12 protein-coding genes and 3 pseudogenes are annotated in these 17,874 nt (G+C 72.7%); 10 read left to right on the top strand and 5 right to left on the bottom strand.

Annotated elements, in window-relative coordinates; all coding sequences use genetic code 11:
• Nucleotides 1-2: 2 nt before the first annotated feature.
• Together JGS22_RS11285 and JGS22_RS11290 are read left to right on the top strand one after the other, a co-directional pair.
• Complete coding sequence (locus tag JGS22_RS11285; protein ID WP_308405616.1) at nucleotides 3-734, top strand: response regulator transcription factor; 732 nt, start codon at nucleotides 3-5, stop codon at nucleotides 732-734.
• Nucleotides 731-2,158, top strand: coding sequence for a HAMP domain-containing sensor histidine kinase (locus JGS22_RS11290; protein WP_372454231.1), 1,428 nt, complete (start codon nucleotides 731-733; stop codon nucleotides 2,156-2,158). The genes JGS22_RS11285 and JGS22_RS11290 overlap by 4 nt, the downstream gene beginning before the upstream one ends.
• 82 nt (nucleotides 2,159-2,240) lie before the next feature.
• On the opposite strand, the gene soxR is transcribed toward JGS22_RS11290, so the two are convergent.
• Nucleotides 2,241-2,711, bottom strand: coding sequence for a redox-sensitive transcriptional activator SoxR (soxR, locus tag JGS22_RS11295; RefSeq protein WP_211040315.1), 471 nt, complete (start codon nucleotides 2,709-2,711; stop codon nucleotides 2,241-2,243).
• Between the two features lie 126 nt (nucleotides 2,712-2,837).
• On the opposite strand from soxR, the gene JGS22_RS11300 reads away from it, so the two are divergent.
• A complete protein-coding gene (locus tag JGS22_RS11300) occupies nucleotides 2,838-3,431 on the top strand; it encodes an NADPH-dependent FMN reductase (protein WP_211040316.1) in 594 nt (197 codons plus the stop codon).
• Nucleotides 3,432-3,649: 218 nt separating this feature from the next.
• Here the strand turns inward: JGS22_RS11300 and JGS22_RS11305 are convergent, their stop codons facing one another.
• Nucleotides 3,650-5,449, bottom strand: coding sequence for a bifunctional metallophosphatase/5'-nucleotidase (locus JGS22_RS11305; RefSeq protein WP_211040317.1), 1,800 nt, complete (start codon nucleotides 5,447-5,449; stop codon nucleotides 3,650-3,652).
• Between the two features lie 144 nt (nucleotides 5,450-5,593).
• Between JGS22_RS11305 and mshD the strand changes: the two are divergent.
• The 5 genes and pseudogenes from mshD to JGS22_RS26260 all read left to right on the top strand — a co-directional run.
• Nucleotides 5,594-6,460 (top strand): annotated as a pseudogene (mshD, locus tag JGS22_RS11310) (mycothiol synthase); the annotation flags it as partial.
• Nucleotides 6,461-6,779: 319 nt separating this feature from the next.
• Nucleotides 6,780-9,119: an RNA degradosome polyphosphate kinase gene (locus tag JGS22_RS11315; protein ID WP_211040319.1), complete on the top strand. Its 2,340-nt coding sequence runs from the start codon at nucleotides 6,780-6,782 to the stop codon at nucleotides 9,117-9,119.
• Nucleotides 9,103-10,257 (top strand): CHAD domain-containing protein, encoded by a 1,155-nt coding sequence (locus JGS22_RS11320; RefSeq protein WP_308405617.1) that lies wholly within the window; start codon nucleotides 9,103-9,105, stop codon nucleotides 10,255-10,257. The genes JGS22_RS11315 and JGS22_RS11320 overlap by 17 nt, the downstream gene beginning before the upstream one ends.
• 185 nt (nucleotides 10,258-10,442) lie before the next feature.
• A pseudogene (locus JGS22_RS11325) lies at nucleotides 10,443-10,904 on the top strand (NUDIX hydrolase); the annotation flags it as partial.
• Between the two features lie 241 nt (nucleotides 10,905-11,145).
• Nucleotides 11,146-11,298, top strand: a pseudogene (locus JGS22_RS26260) (class I SAM-dependent methyltransferase); the annotation flags it as partial.
• 41 nt (nucleotides 11,299-11,339) lie between these two features.
• On the opposite strand, the gene JGS22_RS11335 reads toward JGS22_RS26260, so the two are convergent.
• Complete coding sequence (locus JGS22_RS11335) at nucleotides 11,340-12,071, bottom strand: class I SAM-dependent methyltransferase (RefSeq protein ID WP_211043832.1); 732 nt, start codon at nucleotides 12,069-12,071, stop codon at nucleotides 11,340-11,342.
• Nucleotides 12,072-12,356: 285 nt separating this feature from the next.
• On the opposite strand from JGS22_RS11335, the gene mshA reads away from it, so the two are divergent.
• Together mshA and JGS22_RS11345 are read left to right on the top strand one after the other, a co-directional pair.
• On the top strand, nucleotides 12,357-13,673 hold the full coding sequence (gene mshA / locus JGS22_RS11340; RefSeq protein WP_236073123.1) for a D-inositol-3-phosphate glycosyltransferase: 1,317 nt from the start codon (nucleotides 12,357-12,359) through the stop codon (nucleotides 13,671-13,673).
• Nucleotides 13,666-14,181, top strand: a complete 516-nt coding sequence (locus JGS22_RS11345; protein ID WP_211040002.1) for a type III secretion system chaperone family protein — start codon at nucleotides 13,666-13,668, stop codon at nucleotides 14,179-14,181. Before mshA ends, JGS22_RS11345 begins: the two co-directional genes overlap by 8 nt.
• Nucleotides 14,182-14,593: 412 nt before the next feature.
• Here JGS22_RS11345 and JGS22_RS11350 read toward each other — a convergent pair whose 3' ends face one another.
• Both JGS22_RS11350 and JGS22_RS11355 read right to left on the bottom strand, forming a co-directional pair.
• The gene (locus tag JGS22_RS11350; protein ID WP_211040003.1) at nucleotides 14,594-16,285 is read right to left on the bottom strand and encodes an AMP-binding protein; all 1,692 of its coding nucleotides are present in this window, start codon (nucleotides 16,283-16,285) and stop codon (nucleotides 14,594-14,596) included.
• Between the two features lie 421 nt (nucleotides 16,286-16,706).
• The gene (locus JGS22_RS11355; RefSeq protein ID WP_211040004.1) at nucleotides 16,707-17,807 is read right to left on the bottom strand and encodes a peptidoglycan recognition protein family protein; all 1,101 of its coding nucleotides are present in this window, start codon (nucleotides 17,805-17,807) and stop codon (nucleotides 16,707-16,709) included.
• Between the last annotated feature and the right edge of the window lie 67 nt (nucleotides 17,808-17,874).

Raw genomic sequence — 17,874 nt, forward strand, 5'->3', positions numbered from 1 at the left:
CCATGACAGTCCTGATCGTCGACGACGAGCCCGCCGTACGGGACGCGCTGCGCCGCAGCCTCGGCTTCGAGGGGTACCGGACGCAGACGGCCGTCGACGGGCTCGACGCCCTGGACGTCCTCGACAGCGCCTCCGAGCCGCCCGAACTGATCGTGCTGGACGTGCAGATGCCCCGGATGGACGGACTCACCGTCGCCCGCCGGCTGCGGGCGCGCGGCGAACGCGTACCGATCCTGATGCTCACCGCGCGCGACACCGTCGGGGACCGGGTCAGCGGCCTGGACGCGGGCGCCGACGACTACCTCGTCAAGCCCTTCGAGCTGGACGAGCTGCTCGCCCGGGTGCGCGCCCTGCTGCGGCGGGGGGCGTACCCGGGCGGTGAGCCCGAGCGCGGACAGGGCCCGGCCGCGCCGCCGGAACCGGTGCTCGCCTTCGACGATCTGCGCATGAACCTGGCCACCCGGGAAGTCCACCGGGGCGACCGGCCGGTGCAGCTGACCCGCACCGAGCACACCCTGCTCGAACTGCTCCTCGGCCACCCCCGGCAGGTGCTCACCCGTGAGCAGATCCTGCACGACGTGTGGGGCTTCGACTACGAGCCCAGCTCCAACTCCCTGGATGTGTACGTGATGTACCTGCGCCGCAAGACCGAAGCGGCCGGCGAGCCGCGGCTGGTGCACACCGTGCGCGGCGTCGGCTACGTACTGCGTGAGCCGCCGGGACGGGCGCGGTGAGGGGCCGGCTCGCCGCGATGCCGCTGCGTTCGCGGCTGGCGCTGCTCACGGCGGTGGTGGTGGCCTGCGCGGTGGCGGCCTGTGCGCTCTCGGCCTGGCTGCTGGTGCGCGGCCAGCTCTACGGCTCGCTGGACGACGCGCTCCGCGACAACCGGGTGCCGCCCGCACTGGTGGTCGAGCAGGTCAAGGCGGGCGGTTGTACGGCGGTGCCGTCCGAGGAGCGCGCCGCGGTGCCGAACCCCTTCGACTCCACCGTGCAGATCGTCGACCGCAACGGCACCGACTGCATCGTCTTCGGCCGGGACCAGGTGGCGGTCTCCGAGGACGATGTCGCGGTCGCCCGCGGCGAGTTGGCCGAGTCGCTGCACAATGCGAGGGGGAAGAACGGGATCGAGCACCGGGTGCTCACCCTCCCGCTGGAGGGCACGGACGCGGCCATGACGGTGGCCCGCCCGCTCACCGAGGTCGAGGAGTCGCTGGACCGGCTCGCGCTGGTGCTCGGACTGGTCGCCGCAGCCGGGGTGTTGGGCGCCGCCGCCTGCGGAGTGGCGCTCGCCGCCGCCGGGTTGCGTCCGGTGGACCGGCTGGCGCAGACCGTCGAACACGTGGCGCGCACCGAGGACCTGGCGGTGCGCATCCCGGTCGAGGGCGACGACGAGATCGCCCGGCTCTCCCGCTCGTTCAACTCACTGACCGCGGCGCTGGCTTCGTCCCGGGAGCTTCAGCAGCAGCTGATCGCCGACGCGGGCCACGAGCTGCGCACCCCGCTGACCTCGATGCGGATGAACATCGATCTGCTGGTCCGCAGCGAGGAGTCCGGGCGGCGTCTGCCGGACGGCGAACGCGCGGAGCTGCTCGGCTCCGTGAAGGCGCAGATGGCCGAACTCTCGTTGCTCATCAAGGACTTGCAGGAACTGAGCCGTCCCGAGGCGATGCCCGCGCAGGGCGCGCTGGAAGTCATCGCCCTGCACGAGGCGGCCGAACGCGCCGTGGAGCGCGCCCGGTTGCGCGGCACCGGCATCACCCTGACCAGCGAGCTGGCCCCCTGGTACGTACGCGCCGAACCGGCCACGCTGGAGCGTGCGGTGGTCAACCTGCTGGACAACGCGGTGAAGTTCAGCCCGGCCGGCGGTGCGGTCGCGGTGTCGCTGGCCGGTGGCACGCTGGAGGTGCGCGACCACGGGCCGGGCGTCCCGGCCGAGGAACTGCCGTACGTCTTCGACCGGTTCTGGCGTTCGCCGTCCGCGCGCGGTCTGCCCGGCTCGGGGCTCGGGCTGTCGATCGTGGCGCGGGCGGCACGGCGGGCGGGCGGCACGGTGGAGCTTCGCGGCGCCGACAGCGGCGGCACCAGGGCGCTGCTCAGCCTGCCCGGCGCCCCCGCCCCGCCGCCCGAGGAGGCGCCGGACGGCGCACCGGGGAGCTGAACCGGCCGCCCGGCGGCGTACGGCGGCGTACGGCGGCGTAGGGCGGCGTAGGGCGGTGCGGCGTGCGGTGCGCGTGTTCGGCTCAGGGGCAGCAGCCGTCGCCGGTGAGGTGGCGGGCGGGCCCGGGGCCCTGCTCGGCCGCCACGTCGTGCGGGTTGGCGAGCGCGCAGGCGGAGAGCGAGAGACAACCGCAGCCGATGCAGTCCGTCAGATCGTCCCGCAGCTCCTCCAGCTCCCTGATGCGGGCGTTCAGGTCCTCGCGCCAGCACTCGGAGAGGCGTTGCCAGTCCGACGGGGTGGGGGTGCGGTTCTCCGGCAGCAGCTCCAGCGCGCCGCGGATCTTCTCCAGCGTGATGCCCACCCGCTGGGAGGCCCGGATGAAGGCGACCCGGCGCAGGGTGTCGCGGTGGTAGCGGCGCTGGTTGCCGGAGGTGCGGGTGCTGTGGATCAGGCCGTTCTTCTCGTAGAAGCGCAGCGCGGAGGTGGCGACCCCACTGCGTTCGGCGACCTGGCCGACCGTGAGTTCGCGGGTTTTCCAGGAGACGGGGGTCATGCCTCCCAGCATAACTTGACTTCAACTTAACTTGAAGTACGAGCCTCGTTGTCGTCGGCACATCGGTGCCGGGCACGCCCGCTCCGGCACATCCTCGCCGGCAAACGACGACCTCGGGAGACAGCCATGAAGGACGACAGACTGCGCCTCGCAGTGATCATCGGCAGCGTGCGGGAGGGGCGTTTCGGGGCGACCGTCTCGCGCTGGTTCGCACGCGAGGCCGAGCGGCACGGACGCTTCGAGGTGGAGACGGTCGACCTCGCCGAGAACGCGCTGCCGCTGGTCATGCCCGGCCCGGGCGGCGCCGTCGACCCGCAGTCCGGCCGGAACCGCAGGGCGCTCGCCGAACACCTCGGCGCCGCCGACGCGTTCGTGGTCGTCACGCCCGAGTACAACCACAGCTTCCCGGCCGCGCTGAAGAACACCGTCGACTGGTTCCGGGAGGAGTGGCGGGCCAAGCCCGTCGGGCTGGTCTCCTACGGCGGTCAGAGCGGCGGCATCCGCGCCGCCGAGCAACTGCGCCAGATCTTCCCGGAGATGCACGCGACCACGGTCCGGGACGCCGTCAGTTTCCACAACGTCTGGGAGGTCTTCGGCGAGGACGGCGAACCCGTGGACTCCGAGGGCAGTGCCGCTGCCGCCAAGGGGCTGCTGGCGCAACTCGACTGGTGGGGCTCGGCGCTGCGCGACGCCCGCGCCTCCCGCCCCTACCCGGCCTGACGCCCCGCCGGACCCGGCCCGGCTGGTACGCCGCAGCCCGCGCACGCCGGCCCGCACGCGGCCCGTACCCCGCGGGCGCGCACGCCGGCCCCGTGCGCGGCGCCCCGCGCACACCCGCCCGGACGCGCCGAGGTCCGGCTCTCCGCGGGGGAGAGCCGGACCTCGGCGCAGGTACCGATCGGCCGTCGGCGTACCGATCGGCCGTCGGCGACGGGCGGCTACTCCACCACGGTGATGCGGTCCGCGGCGGGCGCGGCCAGCGGCTCCGCCTCGGAGGAGTTCTCCGTCAGATACGTCTCCAGGGTGTCCCGGTCGACGGATCCGACGTGGTGGTTGCCGCCCTCGGCGAGGGTCGGGAAGCCGTCACCGCCGGAGGCCAGGAACGAGTTGACGGCGACCCGGTAGGTGCGGTCCGCCTCCAGCGCCTCGCCGTTGATCTTCACGGTGTCGGCGACGATCCGGTCCTCGCCGGACCTGGTGAGGTCCAGGGTGTACGTCACGCCGTCCGAGACCTGAAGGATCTTCGGCACCTCCGCGTTGTCCCCGCCGACCTGCTCGCGCAGCACCTTCAGCAGCTGCTCACCGGTGAGGTCCACCAGGTCCACGGTGTTGGCGAACGGCTGCACCTCGAAGGCCTCGCCGTACGTCACCACTCCGTCGCCCTCGTCGCCGGACGCCTTGTGCACCAGGTCGGTGCGGATACCGCCCGGGTTCATCAGGGCCAGCTCCGCGCTGTCGTCCTCGGTCTTGGCGTACGCCAGCTGCGAGTCGGCGATCAGGTCGCCCAGCGGCGACTCGGGCGCGGTGCGGTCCTGGGTGATGTCCTCGGAGATGTGCCCGATCGGACGGTTGGCGATGGGCGCGGCCAGCTTGTCCCAGCTCTTGATGAGCCGGCTCAGGTCCTCGGCCCTGCTCTGCTCGCGGTCGACGACCTTGTTCACGCCCTCGACCGAAGTGCGCACGATGTCGCGGGTCTTGCGGTCGTACTCCATGTTCAGCTCGGTGAAGAGCCGGCCGTTGGAGGCCGCGGAGGTGACCATCCGGTCGTTGCCCTCCGGGTCGGGCACCGAGCAGACGTACGCCTCGTGGGTGTGGCCGGTGACCAGCGCGTCCACGCCGGCGTCGGTCTTCTTCGCGATGTCGACGATCGGCCCGCTGAGCCCGTCGCCGCCGGAGTCGCAGTCGTGGTTGTACGCGGGGGAGGAGGGGAATCCGCCCTCGTGCACCAGCGCGACGACCGCCTTGACGCCCTTGCGGCGCAGCTCCTCGGTGTACTTGCTGAGGGTCTCCGCCTCGTCGAGGAACTCCAGTCCCTTGATGCCGTCCGGCGCGACGATGCCCGCGGTGCCCTTGAGCGTCACCCCGATGAAGCCGACCTTGGCGCCCTTCATCTTGCGGACGGTGTACGGGCGCAGCAGCGGCTTCTTGGTCTTCTCGTCGACCACGTTGGCGGCGAGGAAGGGGAAGTCGGCACCGCCGAACTCGCTGCCGTCGTTGTAGCAGCCGTCCTCCTCGTGGCAGCCGCCGTTCTGCTTGCGCTTGAGCTCCTCGGCGCCCTCGTCGAACTCGTGGTTGCCCACTCCCGCGACGTCCAGCTTGAGCTTGTTGAGCGCCTCGATGGTCGGCTCGTCGTGGAAGATGCCCGACAGCATGGGGCTGGCGCCGACCATGTCACCCGCCGCCACCGTCACCGAACGGTCCTGCCCCTTGCGGGCCTTGCGCAGCGCGGTCGCCAGGTACTCCACCCCGCCGGCGTCGATCTGCTCGGTGGTGCCGTCCTCGTGCTCGTGCGTCACCTGCCCGCCGGAGCCCTCCGGCGGTTCGAGCGCGCCGTGGAAATCGTTGATGGCGAGCATCTGGAGGTCGACGGTGCGGCCGTGGCCCGGCTTGCCGCCGGAGGCCTCGTCGGAGCCGGCGTACGCGGGCAGGGCGGCGGCGCCCAGCGCGGCCACCGTCACGATGCCGGTCGCCGCGACGCCGATCCTGACTCTCCGCCGACGGTCGGTAGGAGTGGGCATGTCGTCTTTACCCCTTGTGGGAGTGGGAGTTGGGCAGCCCGGACCGTGGTCGGGCGGACCGAGCCTACGGTCAACGCGCGTAGCGCGTCAGGGGGCTCGCGGTAACCACTGGGTATCGGGACGGTGCGCCGTAGGCTCGTCTCCATGAGTGACGTTGTGGTGGTGGACCAGGTGTCCGAGAGCATCGTCGACGAGGCACTGGCCCTCATCGACGGGGCCGCGCGAGTCGACGGCCAGCCCGCCGTCTCCGAGCAGGGCAGGCTCCAGCTGCGGGGCGGGCCGAGGGAGGGCGTCTCGCACCATCTGCTGCGCTCGGGCGGACGACTCGTGGGGTACGGCCAGCTCGAGGACGCGGACCCGGTGGAGGCACCCGTGGGCGAGTTCGTCGTCCATCCCGAGCACCGCGGACAGGGCTTCGGCAGAGCGCTCGGCAAGGCGCTGCTGGAGAGTTCCGGACGCCGGCTGCGCATCTGGGCGCACGGCGGCCACGCCGCCGCCCGGCATCTGACGCAGACGCTCGGCCTCACTCTCTTCCGTGAACTGCGGCAGCTGCGGATGCCGTTGGACTCCGCTTCGCTCGCCGAACCGTCGTACCCCGAGGACGTCACCGTCCGCACCTTCGTGCCCGGCAAGGACGACGCCGCATGGCTCGCCGCCAACGCCGCCGCCTTCGCCCACCACCCCGAGCAGGGCTCGCTGGGCCGGCGCGATCTGGACGCCCGCAAGGAGGAGCCCTGGTTCGATCCGGCCGGTTTCTTCCTCGCCGAGCGCCGGGGGGAGATCGTCGGCTTCCACTGGACCAAGGAACACGCGGCCGAGGGGCTCGGCGAGGTCTACGTGGTCGGCGTGGTGCCGGGCGCACAGGGCGGCGGCCTCGGCCGGGCGCTGACCCTGAGCGGACTGCGGCACCTCGCCGCGCGCGGACTGCCGACCGCCATGCTCTACGTCGACGCGGACAACGCCGCGGCGGTGAGAGTGTACGAGCGGCTCGGGTTCCGCACCCACGAGGTGGACCTGATGTACCGCACCGAGAGCTGACCCCGCCCCGGCGCACCGCCGCTCGTACGCACCGCCGCTCGTACGCACACGCGGGCCCGCTCGTACGCACACGCGGGCCCGCGGTGCGCGCCGCCGGCCGCCCGCCCGCACCGCGTACCCCGGCCGCCCGAGCGGCCCCGCGCGCATCCCCTGACGGCCATGTCGACGTAACCACCGATTCAGACTCGGTTGCGACCATCACGGAATGCAGCCGTCCGACGCCTCCCGCGCCGAGCTCTCCCCCGTTCCCGCGGGGGAGGCCGGTTCGCGGCGCGCGCGGAAGAATGGCGGTATGAGCCAGCAGCCCGCACAGCCCTCAGCGCCGGACCCGTCCGAGAAGCAGGCCGAGAGCGGTCGGAGCCGGACGGGCACGCCCTCGCCCGCTGATACGGACGGCGTCCGGCCCGTCGAGGTGCCCGGAGGTGATCGCAGGGGTCAGCCCTCGGTCGGTTCGATCGCCGCGGCCCGACCGAGGACGGTGGCCGCCGAACCCGAGCTGGTCGCCGACCTGGACGCGGGACTGGACTCCGACCCCGACAGCTACACCGGCGAGGGCGACGACCAGCTTCCGGCGGGCCGCTTCCTGGACCGCGAACGCAGCTGGCTCGCCTTCAACGAGCGGGTTCTGGAGCTGGCCGAGGACCCCGCCACACCGCTGCTCGAACGAGCGAACTTCCTGGCCATCTTCGCCAGCAACCTCGACGAGTTCTTCATGGTCCGCGTCGCCGGACTCAAGCGCAGGATCGCCACCGGTGTCGCCACCCGGTCCGCCTCCGGGCTCCAGCCGCGCGAGGTGCTGGAGCTGATCTGGACCCGCTCCCGCGAACTGATGGCCCGGCACGCCGCCTGCTACCAGCAGGACGTCGCCCCCGCGCTCGGCGAGGAGGGCATCCACCTGATCCGCTGGGACGACCTCACGGAGAAGGAGCAGGCCCGCCTGTTCACCCTCTTCCGCCAGCGCATCTACCCGGTGCTCACCCCGCTGGCGGTCGACCCGGCGCACCCCTTCCCCTACATCTCCGGGCTCTCGCTGAACCTCGCCGTCGTCGTCCGCAATCCGCTCAGCGGCCACCAGCACTTCGCCCGGGTCAAGGTGCCGCCGCTGCTCTCCCGCTTCCTGGAGGCCTCCCCGCAGCGGTACGTGCCGCTGGAGGACGTGATCGCGGCGCATCTGGAAGAGCTCTTCCCCGGCATGGAGATGCTGGCGCACCACATGTTCCGGGTCACCCGCAACGAGGACCTCGAAGTCGAGGAGGACGACGCGGAGAACCTGCTCCAGGCACTGGAGAAGGAGCTGATGCGCCGCCGCTTCGGGCCGCCGGTGCGCCTGGAGGTCGAGGAGACCATCGACCCGTACGTACTCGACCTGCTGGTGCGGGAGTTGAAGATCTCCGAGGCGGAGGTCTATCCGCTGCCCGGGCCGCTGGACCTCACCGGCCTCTCGGGCATCGTCCGAGCCATCGAGCTGCCGGAGCTCAGGTACCCGCGGTTCATCGCCGGCACCCACCGCGATCTGGCCGAGGTCGAGTCGGCCTCGGCGCCCGACATCTTCGCGGCGCTGCGGGAGCGCGACGTGCTCCTCCACCACCCCTACGACTCCTTCTCCACCTCCGTGCAGACCTTCCTGGAGCAGGCGGCGGCCGATCCCGACGTGCTCGCCATCAAGCAGACCCTCTACCGCACCTCCGGCGACTCCCCGATCGTCGACGCCCTCATAGACGCCGCCGAGTCCGGCAAACAGGTCCTCGTACTGGTGGAGATCAAGGCGCGTTTCGACGAGCAGGCCAACATCAAGTGGGCCCGCAAGCTGGAGGAGTCCGGCTGCCACGTGGTGTACGGAATCGTGGGGCTGAAGACGCACTGCAAGCTCTCCCTGGTGGTCCGCCAGGAGGGCGAGGGGCTGCGCCGTTACGCCCACGTCGGTACCGGCAACTACCACCCCAAGACCGCCCGGCTCTACGAGGACCTGGGGCTGCTCACCGCCGACCAGCAGGTCGGCGCCGACCTCTCCGACCTGTTCAACCGGCTCTCCGGCTACAGCCGCCGCGAGACCTACCGCAGGCTGCTCGTCGCCCCGACCTCGCTGCGCGACGGGCTGGTGACCCGTATCCACAAGGAGATCACCCACCACCAGGCCGGCCACCCGGCGTACATCCGCCTCAAGGTCAACTCGATCGTCGACGAGACCGTGGTGGACGCGCTCTACCGCGCCTCGCAGGCAGGCGTCCCGATCGACATCTGGGTGCGCGGCATCTGCGCGGTACGGCCCCAACTCCCGGGCCTGAGCGAGAACATCAGGGTGCGCAGCATCCTCGGCCGCTTCCTGGAGCACTCCCGGATATTCGCCTTCGGCGGGGGCGGCGACCCGGAGATCTGGATCGGCAGCGCCGATCTGATGCACCGCAATCTCGACCGCAGGATCGAAGCGCTGGTCCGGGTCACCGACCCCGGGCACCGCGCCGCAATCGACCGGCTGCTGGAAACCGGCGTCGCCGACTCCACCGCCTCCTGGCACCTGGGCCCGGACGGCGACTGGACCAGGCACGCCCACGACGCCGAGGGCCGGCCGCTTCAGAACGTCCAGGAAATGCTCATCGACGCCCGGAGGCGCCGACGTGGTCCCACGACATGACCTGACGGACCAGCGGCGGGCGGCGCGCGCCCCCGCCGCCACCGGACAGCGCCCGACAGGTCCACCGGCGGCCCCACCGCTCCAACGGGCGGGCGCCGATCCCGCCGCGGATGTCCGGCCGACCCGGGAGGCCCAGCCGACCCGGGAGGTGCTCGCCGGGTACCTGCACGAGCGGGCGGGCGAGTTGCTGCGCGGGCTGCGCGCGCACGACGAGGCGGCGGGCAGCGCCGAGACCGCGGCGGAGGCCGCCGAGGCGGTACGGCTGCTGCGCCGCTCCGCCCGCAGGATCTGCGGCACCCTCCAGACCTTCCGGCCGCTGCTGGACACCGGTTGGTCCGACCGCGTCGGCGCCGAACTGCGCTGGCTCGCGGAGGTGTTGGCCAAGGAGCACGAGTACGCCGCCCGGCTGGACCGGTTGCTCACGGCCCTCCACCGGCTCTCCGCGCCGGCCGCCGGACCGGACGGCGAGAGCGCGGGTTCCGTCGAGGCGCGTACGGGCCGCCCGGGCGTCGGCGCCGCGAAGGCCGGCGCGCTGCTGGAGCGCCAACTCACCCTCGCCCGTACCCGCGCCCACTCCGCCGCGCTGCGGGCCCTCGGCTCGGGCCGCTTCCACGCGGTCGCCGACGAGATCGCCGTACTCGCCTCGGAGGCCCCGCTGGACGAGCAGTCCGCCGACCGGCCGGCCGCGCTGACCCTGCGACCGCTCGCCGAACTCACCCACCGCCGTTTCGCGGAGGCCGTGGACGCCCTGCCGCACGGCCCGGAAGCCCTCGCGCACACCCTCACCGGAACCGAGGGCCGTCACGACGCCGGCTGGCACCACGTACGGCACCTCGCGCGCCAGACCCGTTACGCGCTGGAAGTGCTGGAGGGCCCCCGGCCGACGGCCCCCGGACCGGGCGCGGACACCGGTTCCACGACTCCGCTGCACGCCGCGCTCGTACTCGTCGGCCGGCACCTCACCCGGCACCGGGACGCCGCCGAGGCCGCCGCCGCCGCCTCGGCGGCCGGGCGCACCCCGCGGATCGCCCCGGCGACCGCGTACGCGCTCGGTGTGCTCCACGCCGACCAGCGGCACGAGGTGGAAGCGGCCAGACTGGCCTTCTGCCGCACCTGGCCGCCCGCCGGCGACCGGTGAACCGTCGGAGGCGTCCGGCGGTTCGCGGGCCGGTGCCGGCGGCAGCCGTACGGGCCCGAGGGGCGTGTGGTGCGGCTGCCGGGGCGCGGTCGGGCCGCTCCGCGGGCGGGCCGCCGACGTGAGAGAGGGAGGTGCAGCCCATGCCGGAACGGGCCGAGATCTCACCGACGCCTTCCGCGAGTTCGATGCCTGCCGCCGGGCCGTCGTCTTCCGCTGAAACGGCGTCTTCCGCGGCACCAGCGGTCGAGCGCGCCGCCGGGCTCGTACGTGCCGCCGGCTGTGTGCTGTGGCGTCGCACCGCGGGCGGGGGAGTGGAGATCGCCCTCGTCCACCGGTCCAGGTGGGACGACTGGTCGCACCCGAAGGGCAAGCTCGAACGCGGCGAGCGACCGCGGGACGCGGCGATCCGCGAGGTGCGCGAGGAGACCGGCATGGTCTGCGTTCCGGGCGCCGCCCTCACCACCGTCCGCTACCCGTCGGGCGGTGGGCGCAAGCAGGTCGACTACTGGGCGGCCGAGGCCCGGTCAGGCCACTTCGAACCCAACGACGAGGTGGACGCGGTGAGTTGGCTCGCGCCGGACGCCGCCCGCGCACTGCTCACCCGCGCCCGCGACGCGGACGTGCTCGCCGAGGCCCTCACGACAATCCCTCAGGTCAGGCCACTTCGAACCCAACGACGAGGTGGACGCGGTGAGTTGGCTCGCGCCGGACGCCGCCCGCGAGGCCGAACCGACCGACCGCCCTCGCCCCGACCGTTCGCGGCCCCGCGACTCCAACCCTCCACCCGCTCGCGAGGCTGGCTGTCCGCGACCCGGCCCTCTGCCCGTCCGCGACACCCAACCCGCCCGCGGTGCGACGCCACAGCACACAGCCGGCGGCACGTACGAGCCCGGCGGCGCGCTCGGCGCCCGCCAGCGGTGGCTGCGCGCGGTCGGCGAGCTGGCCCGGACCTGGCCGATCACCGACCGTCCGAACAGATGGCGCCAGGGCGAGGCCACCGTCCGCTGGGACGCACTGTCCCCCCGCACCCCCGGCGACTGACCGCCGGGCGGTCGGGCCGGCCACCCCCGAGCACCCGGCGGTCAGTCGCCGGGGGTGCGGGGGGACAGTGCGTCCCAGCGGACGGTGGCCTCGCCCTGGCGCCATCTGTTCGGACGGTCGGTGATCGGCCAGGTCCGGGCCAGCTCGCCGACCGCGCGCAGCCACCGCTGGCGGGCGCCGAGCGCGCCGTACGGGGCGGCGGCCAGCCAGGCGCGGTCGAAGTCCCGCAGGAAGGCGTGCACCGGTTCGCCGGGCACGTTGCGGTGGATGAGCGCCTTGGGGAGGCGTTCGGCCAGGTCGGAGGGGCGGTCCAGTTCGGCGAGGCGCGCGGCGAAGGTCACGGTGCGCGGCCCGGACCGGTCAAGCGCGACCCACACGTGCCGGCGGCCGATCTCGTCGCAGGTGCCCTCGACCAGCAGACCGCCGGGTGCGAGGCGGTCGCACAGCCGCCGCCACACCGGCCCGACCTGTTCCTCGTCGTACTGCCGCAACACGTTCGCCGCTCTGATGAGGGCGGGTGCGCCGGCGACCGGCACCTCGAAGCCTCCGCGCACGAAGTCCAGCCCCCGGCCCGCGTACGGCTGCGCGGCGGCGACGCGCGCCGGATCGATCTCCACACCGACCACCCGCACGTCCGCGCGCACCCGCCGGAGCCGGTCGCGCAGCTCGACAGCGGTCCAGGGGGCGGCGCCGTACCCGAGGTCGACGGCCACCGGCGGCGCGGCGGCGCGCAGCAGGGCCGGGCCGTGCACGGCGGCGATCCAGCGGTCCATCCGCCGCAGCCGGTTGGGGTTGGTGGTGCCCCGGGTCGCCGTCCCCTCGGGACGTCCCGCCCGCCCGTCCCGCCGTACCGTCACCCGGCCAGCGTACGGCGCGCCCGTCGGCCCGGGTGTACCGCTGGCCGCGGTCGGACGGGCGGTACGCGCCCGGCCCGGACTCCGGTGGGGCCGCTCTGCCCGACCGGGTGATGGTCACGATTCGATAACGCGATGGCTGTATCGGGAAGATTGCCGGCGTGTGGCGTGTTGGTCGGGTCGGAGAAAGGGGAGGTGCCGGGCTTGAGCTCGTATGCAGCGCGGATCGGCCGTCACTTCGGTCTGCCCAGCAGGGTGCGCCGGATAGCGATGCTCAGTGTCCACACCTCGCCGCTGCACCAGCCGGGCACCGGCGATGCCGGCGGTATGAACGTCTACATCGTCGAGCTGGCGCGGCAGCTGGCCGCCGTGGGCACCGAGGTGGAGATCTTCACCCGGGCGACCACCGGCGCGCTCCCGCCCACCGTGGAGCTCGCGCCCGGAGTGCTCGTGCGCCATGTGGACGCCGGCCCGTACGAAGGGCTGGCCAAGGAGGAGCTGCCCGCCCAGCTCTGCGCCTTCACCCACGGAGTGATGCAGGCGTGGGCCGGCCACCGCCCCGGCCACTACGACCTGGTGCACTCCCACTACTGGCTTTCCGGCCACGTCGGCTGGCTGGCCGCGCAGCGCTGGGGCGTGCCGCTGGTGCACGCCATGCACACGATGGCGAAGGTGAAGAACGCCGCGCTCGCCGCCGGTGACCGCCCGGAGCCCGCGGCACGGGTCATCGGCGAGACGCAGATCGTCGACGCCGCCGACCGGCTGATCGCCAACACGGCCGAGGAAGCGGCCCAGTTGGTCCACCACTACGACGCCGACCCGGCGCTCACCGCCGTCGTCCACCCGGGCGTGAACCTCGACCGCTTCCGTCCCGCCGACGGCACCGCCGCCGCCCGCGCCCGCCTGGGACTTCCGCAGGACGCCCTGATCCCGCTGTTCGCCGGTCGTATCCAGCCGTTGAAGGCCCCCGACGTGCTGCTGCACGCGGTGCGCATCCTGCTCGACGAGCGGCCCGCGCTCCGTGAGCGTCTGGTGGTGCCCGTGGTCGGCGGCCCCTCCGGTTCGGGGCTGGCGAAGCCCGAGGAGCTGCACAAGCTCGCCGCCCGGCTCGGCATCTGCGATGTGGTGCGCTTCCGGCCGCCGGTGGGCCAGGAGGAGTTGGCCGACTGGTACCGCGCGGCGAGCGTGTTGGTGATGCCCTCCTACAGCGAGTCGTTCGGCCTGGTCGCGATAGAGGCGCAGGCGGCCGGCACTCCGGTGATCGCCGCGGAGGTCGGCGGGCTGCCCGTCGCGGTGCGGCAGGGCGAGAGCGGCTTCCTGATATCCGGCCACGACCCGGCCGACTACGCGCGGGCGCTCCGGCGCTTCGACGACCACCCCGAGCTGGCAGCACGGATGGGCGTCGCCGCCGCGCTGCACGCCCGCGGCTTCGGCTGGGACGCCGCGGCACGCCGCACCCTCGACGTGTACGCCGACGTCATCGCCGAGCGGGGCGGTCACCTACGATCGGTACATGTCTGAGGTATCCGAGCAGACCCCACTTGCCAAGGCGTCCGCTGTCATCGAGGAGACGCTGAACGACTCCGAGCTGGACTGGGAGACCCCGTCGCCCGGGAACTACGTCGCGAAGCTGCCCGGCACCCGCAAGCTCTCCACCACCTGCTCCCTGATCGTGGGCCGGCACTCCCTGTCGGTGAACGCCTTCGTGATCCGGCGCCCCGACGAGAACCACGCGGCTGTCCACCGCTGGCTCCTGGAGCACAACACCCGGCTGTACGGCGTGAGTTACGCCATCGACAAGCTCGGCGACATCTACCTCGTCGGGCGGCTGCCGCTCCCGGCGGTCACCGCCGAGGAGATCGACCGCATCCTGGGCACGGTGCTGGAGAACGCGGACGCCCCCTTCAACACACTCCTCGAGCTCGGCTTCGCATCGGCGATCCGCAAGGAGTACGAGTGGCGGATCTCGCGCGGCGAGTCCACCCGCAACCTGGACGCCTTCTCCCACCTGACGCAGCCGGAGAGCTGACCTGCCCGCCGGGCTCGTGCGGCCCAGGGGCGACTTGCCGCCCGGCCCGCGTGCCGCCCGGCCCGCGTGACGCCGGCGCCGTGACGCCCGGCCCGCGTGACGCCGGCGCCGCGGGACGAGCGGCTTGCGCGACGCCTGGGTCCGCGTGATCCGGGCCCGTGAGGACCGGCTGGGCGACGCAGGGCCCGCGGAACTGCCGGTCGTCCCCCGACCGTCCCGCACAGAGACGACCGGATCGGAGCGCCGATCGTCCCGCGCAGAGACGACAGGGCGGGTCGTCCCGCGCGGAGGTGACGGCACTGTCCGGCTTGCGGGCAGAGGCGGCCGGGATCCGTCGGGTCTGCACTGCGAGTGCCCGTGCCCGTGCCGCGGCGTTGAGCGCCGTGCCCGTGCCTGTGCCGGACTCGCGCGGTCAGCGGAAGTCGGCTTCCGCGTACTCCGCCGCCGCGCCGTTCGCGGTCGCCTCGCGCAGCTCCACCCGGCGAATCTTGCCGCTGACCGTCTTCGGCAGCGGCGCGAACTCCAGCCGCCGTACCCGCTTGTAGGGCGCGAGCCGCTCCCGGGAGTGCGCGAAGATCGCTCTCGCCGCCTCGGGCCCCGGCTGCCAGCCGTCGGCGAGCACGACGTACGCCTTGGGCACCGACAGCCGCAGCGGGTCGGGCGCGGGCACGACCGCCGCCTCGGCCACCGCCTCGTGCTCCAGCAGGGCGCTCTCCAGCTCGAACGGTGAGATCTTGTAGTCGGAGGACTTGAAGACGTCGTCGGCTCTTCCGACGTAGGTCAGATAGCCCTCGGCGTCGCGGGAGGCGATGTCGCCGGTGTGGTAGTAGCCGTCGTGCATCGACTCCTCGGTGCGGGCCGGTTCGCCGTGGTAGCCGGTCATCAGGCCGAGCGGGCGCTGGGCGAGATCGAGGCAGATCTCGCCCTCCTCCACCCCGGCCTTGCCGCTGACCGGGTCGACGAGCTCGACGGCGTATCCCGGCACCGGCCGCCCCATCGATCCGCTCTTGAGCGGCTGCGCGGGGCAGTTGGCGACCTGGAGCGTCGTCTCGGTCTGGCCGAACCCGTCCCGGACGGTCACTCCCCAGGCGTCCCGGACGGTCTCGATGACCTCCGGGTTCAGCGGCTCGCCCGCCGCGATCGCCTCGCGCGGCGGTTTGCGCAGCCGGCCGAGGTCGGACTGGATCAGCATGCGCCAGACCGTCGGCGGCGCGCAGAAGGTGGTGACACCGCAGCGGTCCATCTGCGCCATCAGGGCGGCGGGTACGAAGCGGTGGTAGTTGTACACGAAGATCGTCGCCTCGGCGTTCCACGGGGCGAAGAAGCTCGACCACGCGTGCTTCGCCCAGCCCGGCGAGGAGATGTTCAGGTGGGTGTCGCCCGGCTGGAGGCCGAGCCCGTACATCGTGCTCAGATGCCCGATCGGGTACGAGACGTGGGTGTGCTCGACGAGCTTGGGGCGTGCGGTGGTGCCGGAGGTGAAGTAGAGCAGCAGGGTGTCGTCGGCCAGGGTCGGGCCTTCCGGGGCGAAGTCGGTGGGCGCCGCGTAGGAGTTGGCGTAGTTGACCCAGCCGGGCCGGGCGCCGCCGACCACGATGCGCTGGTAACTGCCCTGTACCTCGTCGAACTTGACGGTGTCCGCGGCGCGCACCACCACGTGCCGCACCTCGCCGCGCTGCACCCGGTCGGTGAGGTCGGGGGCGCCGAGCAGCGGAGTACAGGGGATCAGCACGGCTCGCAGCTTGATCGCGGCGAGCATCGTCTCCCAGAGCTCCAGCTGGTTGCCCAGCATGACGAGCACGCGGTCGCCCGGTCCCACTCCCCGCCCGCGCAGCCAGTTCGCGACCTGGTCGGAGCGGGCGGACATCGCTGCGAAGCTGATCCGGGTCTCGGCGCCGTCCTCCTCGACGAGGTGCAGCGCCGTGCGCGCGTTTCCCTCGGCGATCCGGTCGAACCAGTCCAGTGCCCAGTTGAAGTGCGCGGGGCGGGGCCAGGCGAACTCCTCGGCGGCCCTCGCGCTGTCCTCACGATGCCGGAGCAGGAAGTCCCGCGCCTCGCGGAACTCCGCCGTCACACCGCTGTTGACACTGCTGCTGACAGTCATGGACACACCCTCACATCGTCGTGAGCAAGCCCGATGACGCCACCCCATCACAGTGAGTGTCCGACCGGAACCCCTCGTACGAAGGGCCGGGAGAGGACGCAGGCTGACGTCCGGAAACGGATTTCCGTTCGGGGTGTTGCCGCTGTCGGGCCCCTCTTCGAGCGGCCGGGAGCTGTGGACCGGACGGCGGACGGCGACTCGGTGGGCGGCGGGCGGCGGCTGCGGAGGGCGGACCGCCCGTCTGTGGACAACGACCGCTCAGCGGCGGGAAGTCGGGCGCGTGTGGTCAAGGGTTGACCACAGCGTGTGGACGGTTCGGGCGCTTGCCGCACAGGCGTCGGGGCCTGTGGTCAGTTCTTGACCACAGGCCCCGATCAGCCGTTCACAGAAGCCGGTTCACCGGCCCCGGCGTCCGCTCGCCTCAGGCCAGCAGCCGCTTCCAGTCCGTGCTGCCGAGCGCCTCCCGGCCGCTGAGCGTGTGCTTCGAACCGGCACGGCGCATCGTGTCCACCGCCGCGGCCACGTCCTTGTTGTCGCCGGGCGCGACCTTCGGAGTGATCAACGGCCAGATGTCCGAGCCGAGGTAACCCGTCTCGTCGGTCGTGGAGTGGTACGCCGCGGAGCAGGTGTGCTGCTCAATGCTGTGCGTCTCGGTCAGCCGTACGACCGCCCGCTTGGTCGCCGCGTCGAAGACACCGGTGGTCCCGACGTCGTTGAACCCCTTGGCACGCAGCAGGTGCTGGGCCGCGCGCACCTGGGCGTTGACGGCGTCCGGGCGCAGCAGCGGCCAGACGTCGGGGGCGGTCACCCGTGCCACGCCGATCGCACCCGCGACGGCGTCGCGCAGCTCCTGGAGCCTGCCGTAGAGGACGGTGCCCGGGCACTCGGTGGAGTTGAAGTCGCGGTGGCCCATGATGTCGCTGACCGGGCGGCTGTAGCGCACGGCGATCCAGGCGACCAGGTCGACCAGCGAGTCCCAGAGCGCCTGCGGCACGTCGACGTCGACGTAGATGCCCTCGTTCTCGATGCCGATCACATCGCTGTTGTGGCCGCCGACGTTGGCGCCCACCACGTGCTTGTTGCCGGCCCGCACCGAATCGAGGCTGTGGTGGCGGCCTTCCAGGATGTGGCCGCCGCGGCTGTTGGTGAACTGCTGGCCGCTGTCGCCCCAACCTCTGCCGTCCATGTGGAAGTTCTGGATGTCGCGGCAGATCTTCTTCGCGTGCTCCAGCGAGTAGTCCTCGCTGTTGCCGGGCTCCGCGGTGTGGTGGACGACGATCTGGAGCGGCGTCCGGTCCAGGATGTCGATCTGGCCGTTCGGCGGCCGTGCGCCCCACTCGGCGGTGCTGTGGATGCGCGGCTCGGGTGCCGCCTTGGCGCCCGCCGCCTTCCTCGCCGGCGTCGGCGCCTTGTCGGACTGGCCTGCCGAGGCGAGGTGCGGGATGCCGAGGCCGACACCGGCGGCGGCGGTGGCGCCGATGCCGCCGCGGATCAGGGCTCTGCGGTTGAAGCCTGAGCTCATGGAGGTCTCCCTGAGAGGTGGGGGGGAATTCCGGGGACGGGGGTCCGGACCGGGACGGTTCCGGAGG

This window comes from Streptomyces tardus (assembly GCF_018101125.2).
In the GTDB taxonomy this organism is placed as follows: Bacteria; Actinomycetota; Actinomycetes; order Streptomycetales; family Streptomycetaceae; genus Streptomyces; species Streptomyces tardus.